The 22,982-nt window shown below is 58.9% G+C and carries 21 protein-coding genes and 4 pseudogenes; 3 read left to right on the top strand and 22 right to left on the bottom strand.

The features are described from left to right. Positions 1-5: 5 nt before the first annotated feature. The gene (hxsD, locus tag NKL04_RS20855) at positions 6-338 is read right to left on the bottom strand and encodes a His-Xaa-Ser system protein HxsD (protein WP_023672253.1); all 333 of its coding nucleotides are present in this window, start codon (positions 336-338) and stop codon (positions 6-8) included. A 777-nt stretch (positions 339-1,115) separates the two neighbouring features. Here hxsD and NKL04_RS20850 point away from each other — a divergent pair. Next, positions 1,116-1,484 (top strand): sunset domain-containing protein, encoded by a 369-nt coding sequence (locus tag NKL04_RS20850; protein ID WP_023750018.1) that lies wholly within the window; start codon positions 1,116-1,118, stop codon positions 1,482-1,484. Between the two features lie 9 nt (positions 1,485-1,493). On the opposite strand, the gene NKL04_RS32165 is transcribed toward NKL04_RS20850, so the two are convergent. From NKL04_RS32165 to NKL04_RS20820, 5 genes and pseudogenes are all read right to left on the bottom strand, one after another. After that, positions 1,494-1,898 carry a PIN-like domain-containing protein gene (locus tag NKL04_RS32165; RefSeq protein ID WP_245266100.1) on the bottom strand — a complete coding sequence of 135 codons (405 nt, stop codon included), beginning with the start codon at positions 1,896-1,898 and terminating at the stop codon, positions 1,494-1,496. Further along, on the bottom strand, positions 1,895-2,497 hold the full coding sequence (locus NKL04_RS20835) for a hypothetical protein (RefSeq protein WP_023703256.1): 603 nt from the start codon (positions 2,495-2,497) through the stop codon (positions 1,895-1,897). The genes NKL04_RS32165 and NKL04_RS20835 overlap by 4 nt, the downstream gene beginning before the upstream one ends. Before the next feature lie 249 nt (positions 2,498-2,746). Then, positions 2,747-3,061, bottom strand: a complete 315-nt coding sequence (locus tag NKL04_RS20830; protein ID WP_155924075.1) for a hypothetical protein — start codon at positions 3,059-3,061, stop codon at positions 2,747-2,749. 418 nt (positions 3,062-3,479) lie between these two features. Continuing rightward, positions 3,480-3,650, bottom strand: a complete 171-nt coding sequence (locus NKL04_RS20825; protein ID WP_023703258.1) for a hypothetical protein — start codon at positions 3,648-3,650, stop codon at positions 3,480-3,482. Between the two features lie 140 nt (positions 3,651-3,790). Then, positions 3,791-4,018: pseudogene (locus NKL04_RS20820) on the bottom strand (helix-turn-helix domain-containing protein); the annotation flags it as partial. Between the two features lie 532 nt (positions 4,019-4,550). On the opposite strand from NKL04_RS20820, the gene NKL04_RS20815 reads away from it, so the two are divergent. Further along, positions 4,551-4,778, top strand: a complete 228-nt coding sequence (locus NKL04_RS20815; protein ID WP_155924076.1) for a hypothetical protein — start codon at positions 4,551-4,553, stop codon at positions 4,776-4,778. 266 nt (positions 4,779-5,044) lie between these two features. Here NKL04_RS20815 and NKL04_RS20810 read toward each other — a convergent pair whose 3' ends face one another. The 13 genes and pseudogenes from NKL04_RS20810 to NKL04_RS20750 form a co-directional block, all read right to left on the bottom strand. After that, entirely contained in the window at positions 5,045-6,358 is a 1,314-nt protein-coding gene (locus NKL04_RS20810) for an HlyD family type I secretion periplasmic adaptor subunit (RefSeq protein ID WP_352724321.1), read from the bottom strand. Further along, positions 6,333-7,832 (bottom strand): type I secretion system permease/ATPase, encoded by a 1,500-nt coding sequence (locus NKL04_RS20805; protein WP_352724912.1) that lies wholly within the window; start codon positions 7,830-7,832, stop codon positions 6,333-6,335. Before NKL04_RS20805 ends, NKL04_RS20810 begins: the two co-directional genes overlap by 26 nt. A gap of 492 nt (positions 7,833-8,324) precedes the next feature. Next, positions 8,325-9,116 (bottom strand): calcium-binding protein, encoded by a 792-nt coding sequence (locus tag NKL04_RS20800; protein ID WP_023686103.1) that lies wholly within the window; start codon positions 9,114-9,116, stop codon positions 8,325-8,327. Positions 9,117-9,485: 369 nt separating this feature from the next. After that, positions 9,486-9,716: pseudogene (locus NKL04_RS20795) on the bottom strand (HlyD family type I secretion periplasmic adaptor subunit); the annotation flags it as partial. After that, positions 9,691-11,406 carry a type I secretion system permease/ATPase gene (locus tag NKL04_RS20790; protein ID WP_352724319.1) on the bottom strand — a complete coding sequence of 572 codons (1,716 nt, stop codon included), beginning with the start codon at positions 11,404-11,406 and terminating at the stop codon, positions 9,691-9,693. The pseudogene NKL04_RS20795 and the gene NKL04_RS20790, both read right to left, overlap by 26 nt. Before the next feature lie 398 nt (positions 11,407-11,804). Continuing rightward, positions 11,805-12,779, bottom strand: a complete 975-nt coding sequence (locus NKL04_RS20785) for a LysR family transcriptional regulator (RefSeq protein ID WP_023703124.1) — start codon at positions 12,777-12,779, stop codon at positions 11,805-11,807. Positions 12,780-12,843: 64 nt separating this feature from the next. Beyond that, a complete protein-coding gene (locus NKL04_RS20780) occupies positions 12,844-13,632 on the bottom strand; it encodes an ABC transporter permease (RefSeq protein ID WP_023687364.1) in 789 nt (262 codons plus the stop codon). A 3-nt stretch (positions 13,633-13,635) separates the two neighbouring features. Then, positions 13,636-14,547: a nodulation factor ABC transporter ATP-binding protein NodI gene (nodI, locus tag NKL04_RS20775; RefSeq protein ID WP_023703125.1), complete on the bottom strand. Its 912-nt coding sequence runs from the start codon at positions 14,545-14,547 to the stop codon at positions 13,636-13,638. Between the two features lie 54 nt (positions 14,548-14,601). Next, positions 14,602-14,835, bottom strand: a pseudogene (locus tag NKL04_RS20770) (carbamoyltransferase N-terminal domain-containing protein); the annotation flags it as partial. 37 nt (positions 14,836-14,872) lie between these two features. Then, positions 14,873-15,502 carry a nodulation methyltransferase NodS gene (gene nodS / locus NKL04_RS20765; protein ID WP_023685032.1) on the bottom strand — a complete coding sequence of 210 codons (630 nt, stop codon included), beginning with the start codon at positions 15,500-15,502 and terminating at the stop codon, positions 14,873-14,875. Between the two features lie 13 nt (positions 15,503-15,515). Beyond that, complete coding sequence (gene nodC, locus NKL04_RS20760) at positions 15,516-16,874, bottom strand: chitooligosaccharide synthase NodC (protein WP_023687361.1); 1,359 nt, start codon at positions 16,872-16,874, stop codon at positions 15,516-15,518. A gap of 13 nt (positions 16,875-16,887) precedes the next feature. After that, on the bottom strand, positions 16,888-17,547 hold the full coding sequence (nodB, locus tag NKL04_RS20755; RefSeq protein ID WP_023672235.1) for a chitooligosaccharide deacetylase NodB: 660 nt from the start codon (positions 17,545-17,547) through the stop codon (positions 16,888-16,890). After that, positions 17,544-18,137, bottom strand: a complete 594-nt coding sequence (locus tag NKL04_RS20750) for a NodA family N-acyltransferase (protein WP_023685029.1) — start codon at positions 18,135-18,137, stop codon at positions 17,544-17,546. Before NKL04_RS20750 ends, nodB begins: the two co-directional genes overlap by 4 nt. Positions 18,138-18,374: 237 nt before the next feature. Between NKL04_RS20750 and NKL04_RS20745 the strand changes: the two genes are divergently transcribed. Continuing rightward, complete coding sequence (locus tag NKL04_RS20745; RefSeq protein ID WP_023698291.1) at positions 18,375-19,400, top strand: LysR family transcriptional regulator; 1,026 nt, start codon at positions 18,375-18,377, stop codon at positions 19,398-19,400. Positions 19,401-19,480: 80 nt separating this feature from the next. Here the strand turns inward: NKL04_RS20745 and NKL04_RS32160 are convergent. From NKL04_RS32160 to NKL04_RS20735, 3 genes and pseudogenes are all read right to left on the bottom strand, one after another. Then, positions 19,481-19,708, bottom strand: a pseudogene (locus NKL04_RS32160) (IS1634 family transposase); the annotation flags it as partial. A 291-nt stretch (positions 19,709-19,999) separates the two neighbouring features. Further along, positions 20,000-21,031, bottom strand: coding sequence for a LacI family DNA-binding transcriptional regulator (locus NKL04_RS20740; protein ID WP_023703127.1), 1,032 nt, complete (start codon positions 21,029-21,031; stop codon positions 20,000-20,002). Between the two features lie 304 nt (positions 21,032-21,335). Next, on the bottom strand, positions 21,336-22,664 hold the full coding sequence (locus NKL04_RS20735) for a dicarboxylate/amino acid:cation symporter (RefSeq protein WP_031209948.1): 1,329 nt from the start codon (positions 22,662-22,664) through the stop codon (positions 21,336-21,338). Positions 22,665-22,982 lie beyond the last annotated feature (318 nt).

The following is a 22,982-nucleotide window of genomic DNA, read 5'->3' as shown; positions in this document are numbered from 1 at the left end:
CAAACTTAGTCATCGGACTGCAGGCCCGATCTGGAAAACGCAAGCGCCAGTATCGCGTTTCTAACAGTGGCGGTTTCGGCGGCGATGCTGCTACGCAGGTCCTGATCCAAGACCTCTAGCCGCAGTCTTTCTACCGCTGCGTCGGCCGAAGTTCGCGCGGCCGCCTTGCTGAAGTTGATCGTGCATACTGCGAAGCCGCCCTCGATCGTGATCTCAACCGCAGCGTTGCCGGTTACCCGATACGCTGCGCGCTTTACACAGTCGAGGCTGAAGACTGACAGATCAAACTTGACTTGGGCAGTCTGGACGAGCTCGCTCTCGCGAGGGGTGTCCGCCATCAACAATAGCTGTAGCCAGAGCAGTGAGACCCGTGACTAGCATGGCTCGAATGGCTGGTGTGGTACGCCATGATAACGTCCGTACCATTTGAGCGATCTAGCACCTCACCGTAGCCGAGGTCCGCCGGGACAGTGCCAGCTTCAGCGAGCTTGGTCGAAGGCTGATTTGCCGATTCGACAAGGACTGCAGCCTGAACTTGGCCGCCGAGAATCATCGTGGCCGACAAGGCCATTGGTGACAGGAAATTGCGTTTCGACATTATCCAAACCCCCGTTTGTACGGACTCAATAGCAAAACGCGCCAAGCCGGACAAGTACCGATTGTGGAGAAGTGCTTAAGGGACCACTAATGTTCCGGGTCAAATACTTGTATTGTGGAGTTGACGGGGTCCGTCTTCTGAGCGCAATCGATCGCAGAAGCGGCCCGACGATGCTATTGCAGCCGCTTCGGCTGCCGCCAGAAAGCGCTCGGATTTCAGCCCGAGACAGCTGTTCGGAAGGTTTGGTTCTGGGCCATTGGCGATCTCCGCTTGATGGGGGTTCGCCGCAACGCGGGCCATAGTCCTACATGCCACGCTGCCTGACCTCCGGGCCTACTCTCACGGGAGCGATAGGGCCAGGCGCCAAGCGCCACCATCAGGAGGGAAGCGGTCGTGCCGACCATGTCTCGCGCCTGTAGCGTCGCGGGCGCCGCATCAAGGAAGCGGGCTACAGCGCTGCGGCCTGATACTGGACTCCCGGCTTCAGACGATGCATTCTCGCCTCGGGGAAGGGATCATGGGCAATTCTGTTCATGCCAGGAGGTTGCAGAGGCGACGGCCTTGGTGGCGCTCGCTTTTCCGCTATCGTCTCGCCGCCGTTCTGGTGATGCTCGGGGCGACTTCCGCGGGCTATCTTGCAGTCGGCGACGATCGGCACGAGCTGCCGCGCGTTCACCATGGCGGCGATTCGTCGGCCAGCAACGCGGCTGTCCGCGAGGCGGGCTGCGATATCAAGGGCAATATTAACGAGCGCGGCGAGCATATCTACCATATGCCGGGGCAGGAATATTACTCTGCTACGCGTGTCAACCCAGCTCGAGGAGAGCGCTGGTTCTGCTCACAATGGGAAGCGTGGTGGGCGGGCTGGCGGAAAGCGAAAGTGTAGCCATTGCCTTTAGACTACACCTTCAGTTGCTCGATGCGCGTGCTCTTTATTGGAAGTTCGAACATCGCGCCGCCCGCGACAATTTCCGATTGCTTTTCGATCGTGCACCAAAGGGCGAGTAGCCGCTCCATTTGCTTGACGACCGGAGCCTTGTAGAGGCCCTTCGAAAGAAAAAACCCGACGAGCCGAGAGCTTCGAAATGCAGCATATTCGACCTTGTTCCGGGTAATGCGTCGATCGCCAGAGATGACGATCCAACGCCCCCTCCGTGCTCAGCTGGCCGATCCAGGCCACATCTTTCACGCCGGGGCCGAACTTCTCTCTGATATGGACGATCTCATGCTCCCCGGCGAACAGGGCATTTAGCGAACGGGCGAGAGCGGGCGACAGGTTTTCGTCGACCAGGGCTTTCACGCGGCACTCTGAAGGCTCTCTTCGAATTTCATGGCGTCTCTAACAGCGGTAGCTGAGACATCGAAAAGGCGCGCCACCTTTTCCACAAATCCTTCGGCTTCTACAGCTTGCGCAAGCGCCACGGTCGGGACGCCATATTTGGAGGCGATCGGCTGACCGAACGAACGATGGGGGTCGATCACGATGGACTGCTTGCCATTGAAGGGCCGCCAGCGCGCCACCGCGTCATCCTCGATATCCAGGTCTTTGAACGTCCGCTCTATGACCTGGCGGAAAACATACTGCCGCCTCTTCAGGTCGAGTAGCTTGGTTTCACCGGAACGCTCTATTCCTTCGAGGAAGATCGTTCTGCCGTCAGTCTGGAAGCGCCTGGTTGAGAACGGGCGCTCGTCATTGACACACTCACGTGCGTACTCGATGCAATTTCTAACCGCCAAAAGGCCGACGCCGGCCCCTGTGAATGCTTTGACAAAGCGGAGCTCGATCAGGTCACGGAATCCGATCTCGAGATGATTGTCGATGATCGGCCACTGCGATGACCATAGCGGCGCGATTCGATGCTCAACTTCTTCGCGGCGGAGGTGTAGCCCTTCATCCACCTCGAAATATTGAGCGCAGACGTCCCTATCAGGCGCGCGGCCTCTCCGACGGTGTAGGAGCCTACCCCGAAGAATTCTGCGTCTTGAATGTTCTGGCGTACCGACATGCCGGAAGAGTTATCCACCTTCCATAGACCGTGCAAGGGGTCACTGCCGCCGTCCAGCTGGCGGTATCTATCGGTCGCATCATCAGGATCGCAGAGGAGTGCACACGGTAGCCTGTGAGCAAGTTAATTCTGCCGGCGAGGGTTACGGCTGAAACACCATCGAAGTTTCGTCGATCTGAAAGGTGCCCTCGACCCGGACATTCATCGATGCGCCTAGCGTTGTTCGATAGGGTTTCTCGGCGTAGACCACTAGGGCCACCTCGAATTCAACAGGGACGATCGCCGGCGCGCCATCGTGAAAAGTGATGTAGACCGTGACATCGACGAAAGGCGGTCGCGAATTCCGGTCCTCCCATCCGTCTATGCGCACAATGCCTTTGATGGCCTCCTCACCCGAATGGCGTGCCAGTTGCTCGCCTGAGACGTTAATTCTGGAGATCGACATCCCGGCCGCCATCCGGCCAGCATCCATCCGGACGTCAAGGACGTCGGCTGGGACTTCCAGTTCACGATGTGAATGACGGCGTCCTCGAGGCCGTTTTTCACATGGGTCGCACTGAGCGTTGCCGGCGCGTAGCCCGGTGCGAATTCCGTCTGTCTGCGCTGCCCCGCAACTGACCTAGCAGCGGCCTGATCGCAACGGCGGCCGCACTCGCTGCCATCCATCCGCTTGCCGCGCCGATCCATTCTCGGGCGCAAATGGCGCCGCCTTGGCCATCTCGGCAGATCGTCGAGTAGTCGGGCTGCCTCCAAGCAGGAATGCAGCCAGAGCGACGCGGCAAAGCCCATCGGGACGCGCCAGCCTAGGTCTTCCTCCCCCCGCTGCATGCCAGACGTATTGTCCTTGGGCATCGCGCCGCTCCATCGGCGAGGCGTCAGTTCGTCTCGTCGACGATACTGTCATAGTCGCGGCCGATCAGTAGCAGCACGAAGCCGCAGGGCACTGTCACGCTGGTGAGGGCAATAAGGCCGAGCCATCCATAGTCCGGCTTCGCAAAATAGTAGTACCAGCTAATCGCCTGCACCAGCGGAGACACGATCAACATCCAAGCACCCCATTGCCATCCGTGTTGAGCCGGATCGTTGTCGTCGCTCGATATCTAATTGCCATACGTATGCCCTCCCGTTCCTCAAAAGGCAGCTTCGCGCCGGTTGAGCGCGAACGCAAGCGCCGGCCCGGCTACGGCTTTGCGAGCCTCACGCCGGCGCCTCCTCCATTCTGCGGAATGAGCTCAACCCCGGCAGCCTCCAGAGCGGCCTGCAGGTCGACCAACGTGCGGTCGTATGGCGTCCGCTTGCCAGCTTCGAAATTGGCAATGGTCGTCTTGGCCACCTGGGAGGCCGCTGCCAGCTGATCCTGCGACCATCCAACAAGCGCCCGGGCTGCCCGGCATTGAGATGGCGAAAGTGTCATTTTAGTTAAACCTTACATTAAAGTGACTGTACGATACGTGCAGCCTTATACCATTAGTGCAACGTTATCGCAAATGCAGACCCAAATGCCTAACACCCCTCTTCTGGAGGCCGGCGAAGCTATGGCCGCTGCCTTCCCTTAGAAGATTTTCCCGCGCCCTGCTCGGTGCCATCGCCTCTATTCCGGCCATAAGAGGCGCGGCCGCGGCGCATGTCTCGCCGCAACCGGCGCCTCTGCCCTCCGAGGAGGAACTGCTGCAAGCCTACAGTGAGTGGCTGTTCTTCGAACGTCTGCTGCTTATGCGCGACATCTACCCTCGCGAGCGCAACCCCTACCGCCAAACAGCCCTCGTGCCCTGCAACACTCTTGCGGCGCATTACCATTTCCCGCTACGATGACCGAGAGTTGTAGCCCGACATGGGAAACGGTGCCCTCGCCAGCCACGCGTGCGCTGCTCGTCTTGCAGACTGTCGGCGTTGACTTCAGGCCGCTGAGTGAACGGCAATGATCTTTCGTTCAGAAGGAAACTGCCATGCGAACGACCGAACGTGATCGACCGCCTTCCGGCTGGTTTGTGGTCGACGTGATGCGCCGCGAAGCCCGGAAGTGGGACTGGGCGGCGCTTGTGACCGATACGCATCCTGACGATCTAGAAGCTCGGATCTTTGCGAAGCAGTGCTGGGTCCCCATTCTCGGCAAGCACCGAAACCGAGATGCGGCTTGGGATATGTTCGAGGCGATGTCAGCCACGCGGCACTGACTGACTTTCATTCCGCATCAGAGAAACGAACAGCCCGCTGCGGCTGGTGGCGGGTTTTTCATGTCGCGTTTCATGTCGCGTCCATCAGCCGCGCACCAGTAAAAACCGTTGGAAACCAAGGATACTCAGTTGCAACATGAGCTGAATATTACAGAAACAAGCGGTGCCCAGAGGCATTAGGAAATGTCTGTGCTTTCAGATCTTACCACGCACATAGCATGCGGACAATCAACAGAAATAGCAACAATAGATTCCTGTGGGTTATTTCATTCCTCCCGGAATGTCCGACTGATTTGGTCCGACAGCGGCTTCACGAAATAGGAAAGCGCCGTACGCTCACCCGTCTGGACCATCGCTTCGGCCGGCATACCGGGCACGAGCGTCAGGCCCTTGAGCTTCGTCAGTTCCGCCTGCGGAACCGACAGGCGCACCAGGTAGTACGAAATGCCGTTTTTTTCATCCGTCGCCAGATCGGCTGCGATCCGGCTGACATATCCGTTCAATATCGGCGTGGTTCTCAGATTGAAGGCTGACATCCGCAGCACGGCCTTGTGACCAAGCTGGATTTGGTCGATGTCCTTCGGGGTGATTCGTACTTCAAGCGCAAGATCGTCGCCTTCCGGCACGATTAGCATGATCGGATCGGCGGGCGTGATCACTCCGCCGACCGTATGAATTGCGAGTTGTTGAATGGTGCCTGACTGCGGCGCGACGATATCGATCCGCCGCAGTTCCTGTTCAACCGCCACCTTGCGCTCAACATACTCCCCGACCTGCGCCTGAACCTCTCTGAGCTCCTGGCCCACTTCCGACTTGAAATCCTGATCGATCTGCGGGATCTGCAGGCGCGTTTCGGCTATGCGGGCTGCCGTCTGTGCCTGATCTGCGATCTTCTCACCGCGTTCGCCACCGAAAGTGGCAACCTGGATCTTCAGGCTGTTCAACCGTTGGTCCGAGACAATGCCTTGGTTGCGCAGCCCACTTAGAACAGCAATTTCCTTTTGGAGAACCTCGATCATTTTTTCACAGGCAATTTCCTGCGCCTTGAGTCCTTCGATCTCGTGGTGATATTGAGTAATGCGTTCCGCCAATTGCGCCTGCTTCCCGTCGCGGGATTGCCTGCGGAATTCGAACAGCAACGTCTCGCTCTCTATTGCCGAAGCTACGTCCGGAACATCTCTTCGGGCGAGTAGCCAGTCCGGGAAGGGGATTTCCGCGAGATCGTCACGCTCAGCATCGAGTCGTGCCAGGTAGGCGGCCAGCTCATCGAGCCGCTTGGTGACTATGGCGAGATTAGCGCGCGCCTGGGTGGCATCGAGCCGCATGAGGATGTCGCCGGCTTTTACCTTGTCGCCTTCGCGCACCAGGATTTCTCCCACCACCCCGCCAGTCGGGTGCTGCACCTTCTTGACATAGGAAACGACGACAAAGTGTCCGGACGCTACAACCGCACCGGAGAGATTCGTGAAGGTCGCCCAGGCTCCGGCTCCTCCCACAAAGATCACGCTCGCCAGAAAGCCCGCCACCAGGTGGCGGCGAATGGAGCTTGAAACGTCATTGTTCTGATGAATGCCGGACACCGGTATCCTCCATGTCAGCGCGCTCTGCCACGTTATCCTGTGTAGACTCGATGGCCTTCAGGACTTTGGAAGGCGCACCGAATGATCGCTGCCGTCCACCTTCCATCACCAACACCAAATCCACGGCGCGGATGACGCTCGGCTGATGGCAGACAACAACCGCAATGCCCTTGCGCTCGCGCACGGAGGCGATCGCCTTAGCGACTGCAGCTTCGCCTTCCGCGTCGAGATGGATATTGGGTTCATCCAGCACAACAAGGAAAGGGTCTCGATAAAGGGCACGGGCAAGACCGATAAGCTGGCGCTGCCCGGCGGAAAGTGCCGATCCGACCTCACCAATCGGAGTTTCGTATCCGTGCTCAAATCGGAGGATCAGTTCGTGCGTGCCCGCTGCTTTCGCCGCGGCGACAATAGCCTCAGGGTCAGGATCATGTTCAAAACGAGCAATGTTTTCGGCAATGGTGCCGTCGAACAGTTCAACACCTTGCGGCAGATAGCCGATATGGCGGCCTAGTGCTTCCCGGTCCCATTGATCGAGGCTTGCGCTGTCGATGCGAACCTTCCCGGCGACCGGCGTCCATGCGCCGACGATGGCGCGCGAGAGTGTCGACTTGCCCGAACCCGATGCGCCGATGACCCCAAGTGCGCTTCCCGCCTGAATGGCAAACGCAAGGCCGGTCACGGTCGGCTTGCTTTCACCGGGCGGAACGATTGTCACGCTTTCGAGGCGCAGTTCGCGTTCAGGTGCAGGCATAGGCACAACAGGAGCGGTTTCAGGAACCTTTTCCAAGAGGTCCTCCAGCCGCGCCCAACTCTGGCGCGCAATGAGGAAGGGTTTCCAGCTTGAAATGGCCAGATCGACCGGAGCCAGCGCACGCCCCATCATGATCGAACTGACAATCATGACCCCGGCCGTAGCCTCCTGCCTGACGACAAGGTACGCACCTACGGTAAGAATGGCCGATTGCACCTGCAGGCGCAAGTCGGCATTGCAACGCGCTGCTTGCAGCAGACCATTGCGTGCCATGTTGTGGGCAACGGTATCGCTTATCGGCCCTTGCGAGAGAGTGTTGGCAAGGAGTGTCAGAGATGTGAGACCGACCGCCCCGATAAGTGCCGTCATGCCGATCCAGAAATGAAGGAGGAAGCAAATGCCAAGATAAAACAGCATCCATGGCAGATCGAAGAACGCTGTCGGACCGTTTCCACCTAAGAAGCCGCGAACATTGTCGAGATCGCGAAGCGGCTGCAAGCCGTCGCCCGGCATGCGCGTTGAAAGCGGAAGGCGAACGATCGCATCGTGAACGCGTCCGGAAAACTGTCCATCGAAACGCTCGCCAATCCGCAGCAGCACGCGAGCGCGCAAAATGTCGAGCAGGCATTGGAACGCATAAAGCCCCGCAGCAAGCACGACGAGCCCCACTAGCGTGGATACGCTGCCACTTGCCAGAACGCGGTCATAGACCTGAAGCATGAACAGCGGCGAGATGAGCGCAAGCACGTTGACCACGCCGCTGATCAACACAATGCCCCAAATCGCGGAAGTCAGAGGGAAGGGTCTCAAAGCTGAATCCTTTAAGGAATGGTTGTCACGTAAGTCTCCGGAGGCTGGCGACCCAGCTCCCTATATTGCTCCCCGACCGGCAACCGACTGCATCCGCTCGCTGGTTCAGGATCAGTGCTCCCGCCGAATATGTTTGGTCCCGGCATTTAATGGAGCGCGTCAACAACACCGTCCGGCTGAAGGTTTGGAAGGGATTCATCGTGGTCGGCCGCAAGGGCCCGAACAGGCTTCCGCCTCCACACCTTCAGTGGGATTTCGGTGCACGACCAGCGCGACGCGCAGGGCTTCGTCACTGTACACGCTGACTGCTCCCGGGCGCCCCGGCCCATGGCAAGTAGCGGAAACGGGAAAGCGCCCGCCCAGGGGGGCGGGGCGGGCGCGGTTCCGTATGGGTTTTCTGGATCAAACGAAGGTGAAGTCGGACGCGGTCAGGCCCAGGTCTGCCACGGTGACCACACCGCCCAGGTGGGCGAACTCGTGCGCGCTGCCGTCGGCGGTGACATAGGCCAGAGTTGCGAGTCTGTCGGTGTAGCTGCTTTGGTAGACAATGATGTCGCCGGCGTGCTCGCCGGAGATCGCACTCGCCGCCTCATTAGCAGAGTTGAAAGATTCGCCAGTGATCACCACGACGTGTTCGCCGTTCGCACCCGAGGCCGCACCGCTGTAGAAGCTGCTCACCGGGTAGCCGGACTGTATGCTGGCGTTGTTGACGAAGTTCGCGCCAAAACCATCGTTGTAGAGGCCCACCGCATCGAAGGCGAACTTGTCCTCCGCCGGGTTGAAATCGGTGATAGTGGTAATGTCCGACGTCGACCCGACAACCCCAGGCACCGGATTGTGGAACTGGAACACGAACGTGTCACTGTCGCTGCCCCCGGTCAACGTGTCCTGGCCGTCACCCACGTAGAGGACATCCTGGCCGGGTCCGCCGCTGAGCCTGTCATTGTCCTCACCGGAGACGCGCGCGTTGAAGCGGCCGTTGTCGCCGGAGAGATCGTCCCAGCCATCTCCGCCGAAGATGCGGTCGTTACCCTTGCCGCCGATGGCTCGGTCACTGCCCGCGCCACCCGAGATCTCGTCGTTGCCGCCACGACCGTCAAGCCAGTCACCGCCCTGGTAACCCTCGATCCAGTCAACACCCTCGGTGCCGAGGAGTGTTTCGGAACCCGGGCCACCTTCGATAATCTTTGCCATTGAAAATACTCCTAATGATGCCCCTGCCTGAGTCGTTCATATTCGTCATCGGACAATTGGAGAAATCGATTGCTTGGATAGGCATACATTTACGAAATGGATGCATTCTCGTTCACTTCGCCCTTCTGCTGAGCAGTTGCGGGCTCGCAGGCGGCGGGGACACGCCCCAGGCAATCGGCCCGAACATTCACACTCAAAGAACGGTCCAGGAAAACTTGGCAACCGGTCGTCCTGGTTGGGCCGCCCTCGGAAGAACGGGCATGGGGCTGTGTTGCCGAGTCGCGCCGGCACTGCCCATTGCGAGCAATGGAACGTTAGGGAGCGCGTTCGCGCGAGCCGAGATCGGAACTGACAGGCGCACCAGGTAGTACGAAATGCCGGGTTCACCAGGATTTCTCCGACCACCCCGCCAGTCGGGTGCTGTATCTTCTCACTAGGAAACGACGACAAAGTGTCCGGACGCTACAACCGCACCGGAGAGATTCGTGAAGGTCGCCCAGGCTCCGGCTCCTCCCACAAAGATCACGCTCGCCAGAAGGCCCGCCACCAGGTGCCGGCGAATGGACTCGAAACGTCATTGTTCTGATGAATGCCGGACACCGGGATCCTCCATGTCAGCGCGCTCTGCCACGTGATCCTGTGTAGACTCGATGGCCTTCAGGACTTTGGAACGCGCACCGAATGATCGCTGCCGTCCACCTTCGATCACCAACACCAAATCGACGGCGCGGATGGCGCTCGGCCGATGGGCGACGACAACCGCAATGCCCTTGCGCTCGCGCACGGAGGCGATCGCATTAACGACTGCAGCTTCGCCTTCCGCGTCGAGATGGGCATTGGGTTCATCCAGCACGACAAGGAAAGGGTCTCGATAAAGGGCCCGGGCAAGACCGATAAGCTGACGCTGCCCGGCGGAAAGTGCCGATCCGGCCTCACCAATCGGAGTTTCGTATCCGTGCTCAAATCGGAGGATCAGTTCGTGCGTGCCCGCTGCTTTCGCCGCGGCGACAATAGCCTCAGGGTCAGGATCATCTTCAAAACGAGCGATGTTTTCGGCAATGGTGCCATCGAACAGTTCAACACCTTGCGGCAGATAGCCGATGTGACGGCCTAGTGCTTCCCGGTCCCATTGATCGAGGCTTGCGCTGTCGATGCGAACCTTCCCGGCGACCGGCGTCCATGCGCCGACGATGGCGCGCGAGAGTGTCGACTTGCCCGAGCCCGACGGGCCGATGACCCCGAGTGCGCTTCCCGCCTGAATGGCAAACGCAATGCCGGTCACGGTCGGCTTGCTTTCACCGGGCGGAACGATTGTCACGCTTTCGAGGCGCAGTTCGCGTTCAGGTGCAGGCATTAGCATAACAGGAGCGGCTTCAGGAACCTTTTCCAAGAGGTCCTCCAGCCGCGCCCAACCCTGGCGCGCCATGAGGAAGGGTTTCCAGCTTGAAATGGCGAGGTCGACCGGAGCCAGCGCACGCCCCATCATGATCGAACTGGCAATCATGACCCCGGCCGTAGCCTCTTCCCTGACGACAAGGTACGCACCGACGGCAAGAATGGCCGATTGCAGCAGCACGCGCAGCGACTTTGAAATGGCACCCAGCCCACCTGCCACGTCCCCAGCTTTCCGGTTGGCGGCCAGACACTTGGCATTGGCCTTTTGCCATCGGGCAGCGATCCGCTTTCCAAGACCGAGAGCTTGCACGACCTCGGCATTGCAACGCGCTGCTTGCAGCAGACCATTGCGTGCCATGTTGTGGGCAACGGTATCGCTTATCGGCCCTTGCGAGAGAGTGTTGGCAAGGAGTGTCAGAGATGTGAGACCGACCGCCCCGATAAGTGCCGTCATGCCGATCCAGAAATGAAGGAGGAAGCAAATGCCAAGATAAAACAGCATCCATGGCAGATCGAAGAACGCTGTCGGACCGTTTCCACCTAAGAAGCCGCGAACATTGTCGAGATCGCGAAGCGGCTGCAAGCCGTCGCCCGGCATGCGCGTTGAAAGCGGAAGGCGAACGATCGCATCGTGAACGCGTCCGGAAAACTGTCCATCGAAACGCTCGCCAATCCGCAGCAGCACGCGAGCGCGCAAAATGTCGAGCAGGCATTGGAACGCATAAAGCCCCGCAGCAAGCACGACGAGCCCCACTAGCGTGGATACGCTGCCACTTGCCAGAACGCGGTCATAGACCTGAAGCATGAACAGCGGCGAGATGAGCGCAAGCACGTTGACCACGCCGCTGATCAACACAATGCCCCAAATCGCGGAAGTCAGAGGGAAGGGTCTCAAAGCTGAATCCTTTAAGGAATGGTTGTCACGTAAGTCTCCGGAGGCTGGCGACCCAGCTCCCTATATTGCTCCCCGACCGGCAACCGACTGCATCCGCTCGCTGGTTCAGGATCAGTGCTCCCGCCGAATATGTTTGGTCCCGGCATTTAATGGAGCGCGTCAACAACACCGTCCGGCTGAAGGTTTGGAAGGGATTCATCGTGGTCGGCCGCAAGGGCCCGAACAGGCTTCCGCCTCCACACCTTCAGGCGCGTTCATATTCGTCATCGGACAATTGCAGAAATCGATTGCTTGGATAGGCACACATTTACGAAATGGATTCACTCTCGTTCGCTTCGCCCTTCTGCTGAGCAGTTGCGGGGTCGCAGGCGGCGGGGCATCGCCATCCATGCCTCCTCTCATAGTCGAGGGGGGGGCATTTTCTCAATTTGGGGACAACTGAGACGTCCGGTGCTCTTAGGCAGAGGAATCATACGAGATCCCTCCTGCAACATCATTTCCCGCATCCACAGGCTTGCCGGATCACTATTGTGGAGCGCAGGCCATTGAACGGCCTCCGTGAATGCGGGAGGAAGTGGCGGCGGAAGTTTGACAATCCGCAGGGGTGTTGTTTTTGCGAAATGCTGCGCCAGCCGTAAGGGCATGGTCCCGATGCGGCTGGTGCCTGATACAACGGGCGGGATCAGGCTAAAGCCGTGTACGACAACTTCGATGCGTCTCTCGAAACCGTGCTCGAGCAAATACCATTCCTCCATGGAGAGCTGCCGGGTGTCCCCGAATTTGAACACAACCTGCCCCATCGATAAGTATCGCTCCAATGTAAGTGGCTCTGACAGCTGCTTGTTCGTGCCGCAGCCTACGCACACGAGCATATCTTCGAACAGGGCTGCGCGAGGATGTTTCGACATGAATACTTCCGGCATAATTAGAAAATCAACGTCGCCGCGCCGGAGAAGCTCCTCGGGGTCGTCGGAAATAGGGAGACATTCAAAGCGGACGGCGGGAGCTTCCCGCGCAGCACGTTCTACGATCTTCTTAAAAAATACGAGCGTGATGTAATCGGAAAGGATAATCCGGAAGCGACGATCCGATTGGGCTGGGTTGAAGGCGTCCCAGGAAATAATCGATAGCTGGATGTGCAGCAATGCCTCCCTGACTGCTGGGGCGAGCCCCTCAGCGCGAGGTGTCAAAATGAGCTCGCGGCCGCTCATCGTAAATAGCTCATCGCTGAAATAGGCGCGTAACCGAGCAACGGCGGCGCTCATTGCCGGCTGGCTCAGGTTGATACTGCGGGCCGCCGCGGTGACTTTACGTTCCCTGACCAGAGCGTCCAACACGACGAGGAGATTCAGATCGAGTCCCTTAAAACGCATGTCTTGATCTAGGCGGCGTGTGAATGGGTTGCGACCAAACATTCAATTCGAATGGTGAGTAGCGTCAACGCATCAGCCTTCGACGAAAAAGAGCAATCGAAAAGAAGAAGGGCAAAACTGTGTATATGCAAAGCGCGCCGATATGCAGGCCCATTTTGTCAATCGGACGGCCAAGCATCGCTGGACGAATGAGGTCGATTGCATGTGCGAGCGGTAATAAGGAGGCAGCATACTGAAAAGCGCCGGGCAATTGGTTGACCGGAAACATCGCGCCGCAAAGGAACAGCATGGGTGTAATAACAAGCGTATTATAAAATATGAAATATTCATAACTGGGCGCAAGCGCCGTGACGACCATCGCTAGACTCGCGAAGGCGAGGCCATTGAGAGCGATGACTGGCAGCAAGCAGAGGATGGATGGCCACGATGCGTAGCCGAGCGTGGTAGCAACAATAGTGATTGCTGTGCCCGCCATGAGGGCCTTCGTGGCTGCCCACGCCAATTCGCCGAGTAAGATATCGCCGAGCGTCAGCTGAGTGCATAGCATTCCTTCCCAGGTGCGCTGGTCGCCCATGCGGCCGAAACTCCCGTAGACCGTTTCAGCGGTCGCCGATGCCATCACGCTTGTGGCAACCATGCCAGCCGCGAGAAACGCAATGTACGAAGTGCCCTCAACAGGACCTATCATTGTTCCGATGCCAAAGCCGAGACCGAACAGATAGATCATCGGATCGGCGAGGTTGCCGAGAACCGATGCAAGCCCGATTTTCTTCCATCCAAGATAGTTGCGGCGCCAAACCGCGACCCAATTCCACGCATTGGCGGGCATGCCCGCCGCATAACGTTCGCCCATTGTTCAGTCCTCCATCTCGCGCCCGGTTAACCGCAAAAACACATCCTCGAGATTGGGGGGACGCTGCAGAAGGCGTAGACCCGTGCGCCCGCGTAGCTGCGCCAGCACCTGCTCCGGATCGGGTGCATAGCAAAAAAGCGTCTCACCGCTCACCTCGATGCGCTGTGCGTACGGCCGGATCAGCGCACCCAGTTCATGCGGATTGCCGCCGTAGACCTCCACCACGTCACAGCCGATCTGCTCGTCAATGAGTTCGGACGGGCGACCTTCGGCGATCTTGCGCCCCTCCTCCATAACGCACAGCCGATCGCACAGCCGCTCGGCCTCTTCCATGAAATGGGTAGTCAAAAGAATAGTCTTGCCCCGCGCCAGCAGCCATCGCAGCCGATCCCAGATCAGGTGGCGGGCCTGCGGATCGAGGCCGGTGGTCGGCTCGTCCATCACCAGCAAGTGCGGGTCATTGATGAGCGCACGCGCGAGCGTCAGGCGCCGCTTCATGCCGCCGGACAGTTCGGCGACGCGCGCATCCGCTTTGTTCTCGAGGCGGGCGAACTCAAGCAGCGATGGTATGACCGCATCGATCTGGCGTCTGCTCATCCGGAAGTAGCGCCCGAACACCAACAGGTTCTCGCGTACAGTGAACGCGGCATCAAGATTGTCGAACTGCGGGACCACGCCGATGCGCATACGTGCCAAACGCGCGCGCGCCGGCACTGGAGCGCCGAGCACAGTAATCTTCCCCGCATCAGGCGATGTCATGCCGAGGACCATACGCGCAATCGTGCTTTTGCCCGCGCCGTTCGGTCCCAAGAGCCCGAAGCATTCCCCCGCCGCAACGCGGAACGACAGCCTGTCGACAACGAGCTTGTCATAAGTTTTGCTTACGTCAGTAAGGTCGATCGCTATCATGGACATGGGTTCATTTTACCGAGAGGGACGACAAAACTGGCGGTCGCTTGGTTCCCTGCCGATCTGAAACTGTGACTCGTCTTCGCCATCCCCGCCGTCGATAACGAACTGATCGACATCACAAGGATCTAGCCGCTGCTCCGCTAAAGCGGCGACAATTGCGTCGAGATTATCGATGGATTGGTAACGCGGATCGTTGTGCCGCTTTTCCTGGTCATCGCAGAAGACGAGCCGTCCATCCTGGACCAGGGCGATCGCCCCATCATGGGTCAGCTTGGTACCACAGATGCGCATAGTGTCTCCACGTTAACGGCGATAGATTCGAGATTCATCAGGAAGCGGAAATCGGGTTCCGGAAACGGACGAGCAAGCAGTCTTCGTTGACCGACTCGCCCCGACACTCAAGCCGCTCTACCTCGATCAACGTTTCGTTCAGCATGGCGATGACCGGCTCAGCACCAGCGGCGTGACCCCAGCGACGGCAATTAGCATCCCTTGCCGATCCGAAGATCAGATGCCCGCCTGGCGCAAGCACCCGCACCAGGTTTTTGACGGCCGCGCGCATCTCGGCTATGTCTCCGAGGTAGTAGAGGACCTCCGCCACAACGATCACGTCAAACAACTCGTCGGTCGAAAACTGTTGAACATCGCAGACTATCCAGTTGATGCGCGACGGCTCCTTTATCCGTTGACGTGCTCGAGCAATCGCTTGCGCCACGACATCGATGACGGTGAGCCCTTGGCAGTAGGGGGCTAGTTTTTCCGTGAATGCGCCGGCAGCGCACCCGACTTCGAGGGCATTTGTAATGGAGCCTTGGGCAAGCGCCAGCTGGAGCATTTGCGTGTGGCGCTTCCGCTCGAATGGATTGCCGTCGAGGCCCCACGGATCGTCGGCGGCCAATTCCCGATCAAGCAACTGATGATTCACGTTCTGGGTCAAACTCGTGCACCTTTCGTCCATTAGGTATTTGCGATCAATCGTCGCCGCAAATGTTGTCCGACAGGACTAATTCCGAAGAATCCCGCGCAAGACTGAGCCTGCGAAGCGGAGCCGAATGGGGCGAGAGTTCTGCCCTGCTGGAACCAGTGATCGGAGCTTGGGTGGGGGCCTGTTTTCCCCCAGTGTTCGATGTAGCGACAGCAGAGCTTCGCGACAGCCAATCGCTATTGCTCAAGGTACACAGCGCGTAGGCCTTCAACGGAAGCAAGAGAAAGACGTTGATGAACGTGTGCAGCGAAAAGCCAAGAAATCGAAATTGTCGAGCACGAAATGCTACCACGCTGCATCGGAGCATGGTCATGGACACAATCATCAGTCCTGTCCACCAAGGCACAGTGCCTGTCAGTGCGAAATGTGCGAGGCCCGTTAATACCGATAGGGCGAGGAGTAGCGCGCCGAGATTCTGTCCGACCACGTCCAACGTGAGATAGCTATTTAGGCTAGGCAGCAAGCGCAGCCCAAGCAGTGTGTCCCGGAATGTGCTTCGTGCCCAACGGAGTTGTTGGCGCAGATACGGTCCGAGTCTGTTCGGAACGACTGTGGCCGCGATGGCGCTCGGAACGTATTCGGTTCGAAAGCCTGCTTTCAGCATCAGGATAGTGAGATGGCGATCCTCACCGAAGTCGCTTGGCTTGCCCCGAAAAAATTGCGACTCGTACTGGTCCAGTAACAAAAGGAGCGCAGACCGGCGGTACATGGCACATGGGCCGCAACAGCACATAACGGCACCGAAGCGAGCCTGTGCCGCGCGCTCCTCGTTGCAAGCCAGCCAGTACTCCATGTCTATCAGCCTGGTCAGCCAGCTCTCGGTTCGGTTACTGGCCGTCAACTGACCCATGACTGCGCCGACCGCTGAATCTCGCATCTTCGGTACAAGCTTGGAAATGACGTCGGGCGCGAGTACCGTGTCTGAATCAACGTTAAGCACCAGATCCCCTGATGAGCGTCGTATCGCGGCGATCTGCGCCTTGCGCTTTCCAACATTCTCGGGAAGCAAAATGATGTCGAACCTGGGGTCGCGCGCGTAGTCTTCGTGGACAGTTCCTAAGGCTTCGCGATTTCCAGAACCGTCATCAACCAAATAGACCCGAAGTCTTCCGGCGTATTCTTGGTCTGCAATGGAAGCCAGGCACTCTGAAAGCGTGCGCGGATCCTCGTTGAAGCAGGGGACGATGACATCGACGCTGGGCAGTTTGTCGGAGCCGGCGAGAACCTCCAACGCCGACGAATCCTTTGTCGGCATAGCATAAAGCCCTTGCATGCTCTTATAGGCAGTCGAGAGCAGTGCATAAAGCGAAATGGCCACAGTGCTGGTTGTACCAAGAAGAGTCATGGGATCTCGTTGTTCAGTGATGTTGAGGAAGTGAGCGGATTACAAATCCGCGCTCACGCAGTGCTGGAATCAGCCGGGACAGCGCCGTGACCGTCTGGTCGCGCATGCCGGCGTGAGCGCCCTGGCTCAACTCGCCGGGAGGGCATCCGTCGTGCAAGAGTACAATTGCGCCCGGCCGGACGGAGGCGAGCACTTTATCGATAATCGCCTCGACTCCAGGGCGAGACCAATCTCGAGGGTCGACGGACCAATGAAGGGCCGCCAGCCCGGCGATCTGTGATGCTGTGCAGACTTCTTCGCTCCAGGCGCCGTAGGGCGCGCGAACAAAGCGGACCGAGGCCTGCGGGCACGCTCTCATGATGGCGTCGTTCGCTTCAAAGACCTCACGTTGCACTTCGCCGAAACCGCATTGGTACAGATCCGGATGAGACATCGTGTGGTTGCCTACCTCGTGCCCTTCTGCGATCATCCGTTGGATTAGATATGGGTGCTCTAAGGCGTAGGCGCCGATGACGAAGAAAGTCGCCGGCACCCGCTGCTCTGCCAGCACGTCGAGAATCTCCGGTGTGAAAAGTGGATTGGGACCGTCGTCAAACGTCAGATAAACGCTTCGACGGCCGGTGCCGTCAGAGCACTCACGGCGCACTTCGTACAAGCAATCGGACCGGCTCATAGCTCTGGTCCGTTCCGATCTATCATCGTGCCCGTGGGCCATTCGCTGATCGGCCGTCCAACTGGCAGAACAATTGTGAGTGCGTCATCGATGCGTGTGGGCGGCAGGTCGAGGCGGGCCTCTGGTCGGGTGGAGCGCACGCGAATTCCCGACAAAACGGCCATAGGGCTGTATCGCCGTCCGAACCTCTCAACATGATTCCGCATCGCGTCCCTGACCGTTCCGAAAGCGAATGGAACGCCAAGCTCCTGCAGTATTGGAAGCATGACATGGATTGAATGGGCGATTCCCAGACCCTCAAGGTCCGGACGTACCCCGTACAGGCCCAGTTCAGCCACCAACAGGTCGACCGCGTCGACCTTGATGAAACGGCGCAGTATGCCCATGTGAGCCGCTACACCGCTTGAATCATAGGCGATTACGCGGAGTTCAGGCCTGGCTCCGGCCCAGCTTCGACTACCTTCGAACGGTTCTGCGTTGGACGCCCCAGTCGGCCCGTACGTATCACGAAAGAACTCGGCGAGCTTAACGTGATCGGAGAGCTGCAACTCGTTTTCCCAGCACAACTTCCACTGCACCTGATGGCGCATTCAGGACCTCTCTTCATATTGGTTTTTGTGGCCGCATTACTCGACCAAAGCGGCGTTGGTGGCTGCACTCAGCCGTTGTCGTTGGCGAAGGTGAGCCAGACGCTCTCTCGAGTTCCGGCCCGTGTCGTCGATTTGAGCTTGACGTCGCTCACTTTCCGTTCCTCTAATGCATGGCTCGTAAATTCGTAAAATTGATTGTTTGAATGATACGCATCCACACGTTGGATAGAACATGACATGCGTTTTAAAGGGCTGGATCTAAATCTCCTCGTTGTGCTGGACGCTCTGATGAGGGAGCGTAAAGTCACTGCCGCGGCTCGCAGTATCAACCTGAGCCAGCCGGCCATGAGCGCCGCCGTTGCTCGGCTACGCGCCTATTTCAACGATGAGCTATTTACGATGAACGGCCGCGAGCTCATTTTGACGCCGCGCGCCGACGGGCTCGCCCCAGCAGTCCGGGACGCATTGCTGCACATCCAGCTATCGATTATTTCCCCCGACGCCTTCAACCCGGCCCAATCGGATCGTCTCTTCCGAATCATGCTTTCCGATTACATCACGCTCGTATTTTTTAGGAAGATAGTAGAGCGCGCTGCGCGGGAAGCTCCCGCCGTTCGCTTTGAATGTCTGCCTATTTGCGACGACCCCGAGGAGCTTCTCCGGCGCGGCGACGTTGATTTTCTGATTATGCCGGAAGTGTTCATGTCGAAACATCCTCGGGCAGCCCTGTTCGAAGATAAGCTCGTAGGCGTAGGCTGCGGCACGAACAAGCAGCTGTCGGAGCCACTTACATTCGAGCGATACTTGTGCATGGGGCATGTTGTGCTCAAATTCAGGCACACCCGGCAGCCCACCATGGAGGAATGGTATTTGCTCGAGCACGGTTTCGAGAGACGTATCGAAGTTGTCGTACAGGGCTTTAGCCTGATCCCGCCCGTCCTGTCAGGCACCAGCCGCATCGGGACTATGCCCTTACGGCTGGCGCAGCATTTCGCAAAAACAACACCCCTGCGGATTGTCCAACTTCCGCCGCCACTTCCTCCTCCTGCATTCACGGAAGCCGTCCAATGGCCTGAGCTTCACAATAGTGATCCGGCAAGCGTGTGGATGCGGGAAATGATGTTGCAGGAGGCATCTCGCTTGGCGCCTTTGCCTGAAATTATTGAGCGTCTCGGGCACGCCGATCCGACCTTTCGTTTCTTGGTACCGACTGCCACCTCGAAATCGCGTGCGAAGTCCCGGAAGATGTTGAGCCCCACCTAATCACCGCCTGTAATACAGGCTGATCAGCATGTTCGACAAGCGCCGGCGCGGCGCGTGTAACCTACGTTCTGGGGCTGATCTCAGGCGAGTTGCTCGTCGAGGATGTGTGGCAGAGTGATGCCAGCTGCCTTGATTGCCCGCTTTGGCCGTAGGTGGTGACGACGCGAGCATTCTTTTCGATGGCGGCTTCTGGAGGCGGACGCGATCGCGTAGGAGCGGTCGCCCTTCGGGCGTCGGGCCTTTGGCCCGGCAGAGCGGCGCAGTTCCTTGCTAAGTGCGAGGGGCCGGAACGAGCAGAACACACGCCCGGGCTGCTACTGAATTGACTGCCGCCTCGATTTGCGTGCGAAGTCCCAGAAGATGGTTAGCCCGGTTAAATTCCTACCTTGCCGGCTGTGCCGCGGCTTTTCACGTGCAGCCAGGCGAGGAGATGGCGGTCGACGAGGTCGACCCCAAATGGACTGTGCTGGCCTCGCTCGGCTCTTGCCGTGCGGGATCATTGACCACACCCCCTGCACGAGAACGTGGGGCATGTTGGCAAGTGAAGCCGGTGGAGGTTGACGCTGCGGATCTAGGCAATCTACCTCGCGCTTCCGCCTTCATATATTTTCCGGCAGATGGATGTCGAACGGCAGAAATGTCTGTCCGGGTGTTTCAGCGGTGCCGGTCTCGATAGCCCGTGTCATCAGCGTTATCAGCTCCTGGCAAAGCCGGCGCATTGGCGTGGCGACCGCCATCGTGACGATGTTATCTGCAAGCGCTGCCCGAGACTCAGGTGTGATTTCATTCACGATCGCGACGAGATCCCGACTTTTGCCCTCTTCTCGGAGCGCGGAGATCGCGCCCTCCATGCCGCCGCCGGCGACATAGAAGCCGACGAGCTCGGGCTCCCGCTGCATGAGATCAAGCGTTGCCTCGTAGGTGATCTGCCGTTTCTCGAGGTTCATGACCGGATCCAGCACCTCGAACGTGGGCGCGTTCTCACGGCAATAGGAGCGAAAGCCGACGTCACGGAGCTCGTGCCCCTGGAAACGATGGCTGCCGACAAACACCGCCACTTTGCCGGGCCGTTTTGCGACCTTGGACACCATCCAAGCGGCCGTGCGCCCCACCTTGCGGTTGTTAAGGCCGATATACCCCTGTCGCACGCCGGCGGCGAAGTCGGAAAGCAGCGAGAAAACCGGAATGCCCTTGGCCTTGAGGTCCTCAACCGCTGCTGTGATTTTCGGGTGGTCCGGTGCCACCATCGCGATTGCATGGCAGCGTGCGCCCAACTCCTTGAGCGGCGCGATCAGGTCGCTCGGCATATGTGACGGGGCGAATTCGACGAGCGGAATGCCGTGGAAGGACTGGGCCAAATTGACCGATGCTTCGACCTCGCGCGCTAAATCTTGGTAGAAATGCTGGGCCGGTTTTCTCAAGATGAAGCCCAGACGGTAGTGCGGTAGGTCTCGCCGCAACCGCTGCTTGATTAGCCCGGCAGCATGATAGCCGATCGCCTGGGCGGCGTCGTGGACCCGCCGCGCGGTCTCCTCGCGCACCGGATGGCGGGCGTTCAGAACCCGATCGATCGTTGCTACGCTGACTCGGGCTTCGCGGGCGAGATCGGCAATTGTGGGGCGCTTGGTCATAGGTCCTATTCTGATTGGTTTTTGACGCGGGCCGGCTCTCTGTCCGCCTAACGCGTTTCGGTTTCGGGTGGCAAAGTGAAGACGTCCCCATACGAATGGGCACAGCGTGTTGGACGAACATCATTGCAGACGTAAACCGGCCGGGTATACTGAAAGGCTCATTCGCTTAAAGGGCGGTGACGATTTGCACTCACACATTTAGCGCTTCTGATACATGGTCCGTGAGGAGCCGTTTAGAGGCTGCGGGTCGGTCGTTCAGTTATGTGACCAGCTAAGCGACTTCACAGGTCGTGGGCCGCCCATCTTACTTGCAGGAGGGTAGCCGGTTTGATGCCTCGGTAAGCTGATGACCGCTGAAGGCAGCTTTCATCTGTGCTCGGTCCAACTCTCCTTCCCAGCGTGCGACGACGAGGGATGCCACTGCGTTGCCGACGCAATTCGTGAGCGCCCGGCATTCGGACATGAATCGGTCGATGCCGAGTATCAGTGCCATCCCAGCAACGGGAACACTCGGAACTACCGCGAGCGTAGCCGCCAGGGTGATGAAGCCCGCACCTGTCACACCTGCAGCGCCCTTGGAGGAAAGCATTGCTACGAGCAGCAGCAGCACCTGATCGCCGATGGACAGATCCGTGTTCGTCGCCTGTGCGATGAAGAGAGCCGCTAGCGTCATGTAGATATTCGTGCCGTCCAGATTGAACGAATATCCGGCCGGGATGACGAGACCCACAACCGAACGCCTGGCGCCCGCCTTCTCCATTTTCTCCATCAGCGACGGGAGCGCCGCCTCCGAGGAGGACGTTGCGAGGACAAGCAGCAGCTCTTCTTTGATGTAACGAATGAGAGAACAAATCGAAAAGCCGTTGTAGCGGCAGACTGCGCCGAGAACCCCGAACACGAAGAGGAAGGCGGTGAAATAGAACGTCGCGACCAGCATCGCGAGGTTGACTACCGAACCGATGCCATATCTGCCGATGGTGAAGGCCATCGCGCCAAAAGCGCCGATCGGCGCGGCCTTCATCAGAATTCCGACGAGCTTGAAGACAGGCACAATGAGCGCCTGGAGGAAGGAAACGACAGGCTTGCCCGTCTCTCCGGCCATCGCAAGCGCCATGCCGAACAGAACCGAGAAGAACAGCACCTGCAGGATGTCGCCTTCCGCGAAGGCACCGACGATCGTTGGCGGGATGATGTTCATCAGGAAGCCGGTGACCGACTGCGCTTTGGCTTTTGCGGCATAGGTATTCACGGCCTGGACATCGAGCGAGGCCGGATCGATGTTCAGGCCGTCGCCAGGCTGGACGACATTGGCGACGATGAGGCCGACGATCAGCGCGAGCGTTGAGAAGGTGAGGAAATAAACCATTGCCTTGCCGGCGACCCGGCCGACCTTATGAAGATCGTTCATGCCGGCAATGCCGGTCGCAATTGTCAGGAAGATGACAGGCGCGATGATCATCTTGACCAGCTTGATGAAGGCATCACCCAGCGGCTTCAGGCTCTCGCCGGTCTCCGGATAAAAATAGCCAATTGCGACGCCGAGCGCGATGGCGGCAAGCACCTGGGCGTAGAGCTTGGTGTAGAAGGATTTGCGGGGCGCGGGACTCGCGCCGCGGACTTGTGCAGCTGACACTGTTTCTCTCTCCCTGACCGGATCGAGGTGGCGTGACTTCTCCCGGGCTTCTCCCTATCGCGGCGCTCCGGTCGAACGCTGCACCAACGCCGCCGCAATACCCATGCCAGATGAATCCGCATCACCTGAACTGACGTGGGCTCGCCAATGATGGAGGAATGCGGTGTCAGACCAGCGGGCAAGGTCGCGGTCCGAACGCCCTTGATGGTCTCTGGCAGAGTGCTGCCGGTCGATCCCTCTGGCTAGCGGTTTGCTGCACAGAGCGTGGTGGGTTCCTCGTTAGCCGGCTTTGGACCGGGCCCCATCGTGTCGCCTGTT

It is taken from the genome of Mesorhizobium sp. C264A, from assembly GCF_040324515.1.
Classification (GTDB): domain Bacteria; phylum Pseudomonadota; class Alphaproteobacteria; order Rhizobiales; family Rhizobiaceae; genus Mesorhizobium.
The sequence above is the reverse complement of the archived record's forward strand: the minus strand, read 5'-3'. Positions and strand labels throughout refer to the sequence as shown.

Coding starts and splice junctions, on each gene's coding strand:
- hxsD (WP_023672253.1), bottom strand. CDS start 338: ATGGCGGACACCCCTCGCGAGAGCGAGCTCGTCCAGACTGCCCAAGTC.
- NKL04_RS20850 (WP_023750018.1), top strand. CDS start 1,116: ATGGGCAATTCTGTTCATGCCAGGAGGTTGCAGAGGCGACGGCCTTGG.
- NKL04_RS20830 (WP_155924075.1), bottom strand. CDS start 3,061: ATGGCGGCCGGGATGTCGATCTCCAGAATTAACGTCTCAGGCGAGCAA.
- NKL04_RS20825 (WP_023703258.1), bottom strand. CDS start 3,650: ATGTTGATCGTGTCTCCGCTGGTGCAGGCGATTAGCTGGTACTACTAT.
- NKL04_RS20815 (WP_155924076.1), top strand. CDS start 4,551: ATGCGAACGACCGAACGTGATCGACCGCCTTCCGGCTGGTTTGTGGTC.
- NKL04_RS20805 (WP_352724912.1), bottom strand. CDS start 7,832: ATGCTTCAGGTCTATGACCGCGTTCTGGCAAGTGGCAGCGTATCCACG.
- NKL04_RS20800 (WP_023686103.1), bottom strand. CDS start 9,116: ATGGCAAAGATTATCGAAGGTGGCCCGGGTTCCGAAACACTCCTCGGC.
- NKL04_RS20785 (WP_023703124.1), bottom strand. CDS start 12,779: ATGCGTTTTAAGGGACTCGATCTGAATCTCCTCGTCGTGTTGGACGCT.
- NKL04_RS20780 (WP_023687364.1), bottom strand. CDS start 13,632: ATGGGCGAACGTTATGCGGCGGGCATGCCCGCCAATGCGTGGAATTGG.
- nodI (WP_023703125.1), bottom strand. CDS start 14,547: ATGTCCATGATAGCGATCGACCTTACTGACGTAAGCAAAACTTATGAC.
- nodS (WP_023685032.1), bottom strand. CDS start 15,502: ATGGACGAAAGGTGCACGAGTTTGACCCAGAACGTGAATCATCAGTTG.
- nodC (WP_023687361.1), bottom strand. CDS start 16,874: ATGACTCTTCTTGGTACAACCAGCACTGTGGCCATTTCGCTTTATGCA.
- nodB (WP_023672235.1), bottom strand. CDS start 17,547: ATGAGCCGGTCCGATTGCTTGTACGAAGTGCGCCGTGAGTGCTCTGAC.
- NKL04_RS20750 (WP_023685029.1), bottom strand. CDS start 18,137: ATGCGCCATCAGGTGCAGTGGAAGTTGTGCTGGGAAAACGAGTTGCAG.
- NKL04_RS20745 (WP_023698291.1), top strand. CDS start 18,375: ATGCGTTTTAAAGGGCTGGATCTAAATCTCCTCGTTGTGCTGGACGCT.
- NKL04_RS20740 (WP_023703127.1), bottom strand. CDS start 21,031: ATGACCAAGCGCCCCACAATTGCCGATCTCGCCCGCGAAGCCCGAGTC.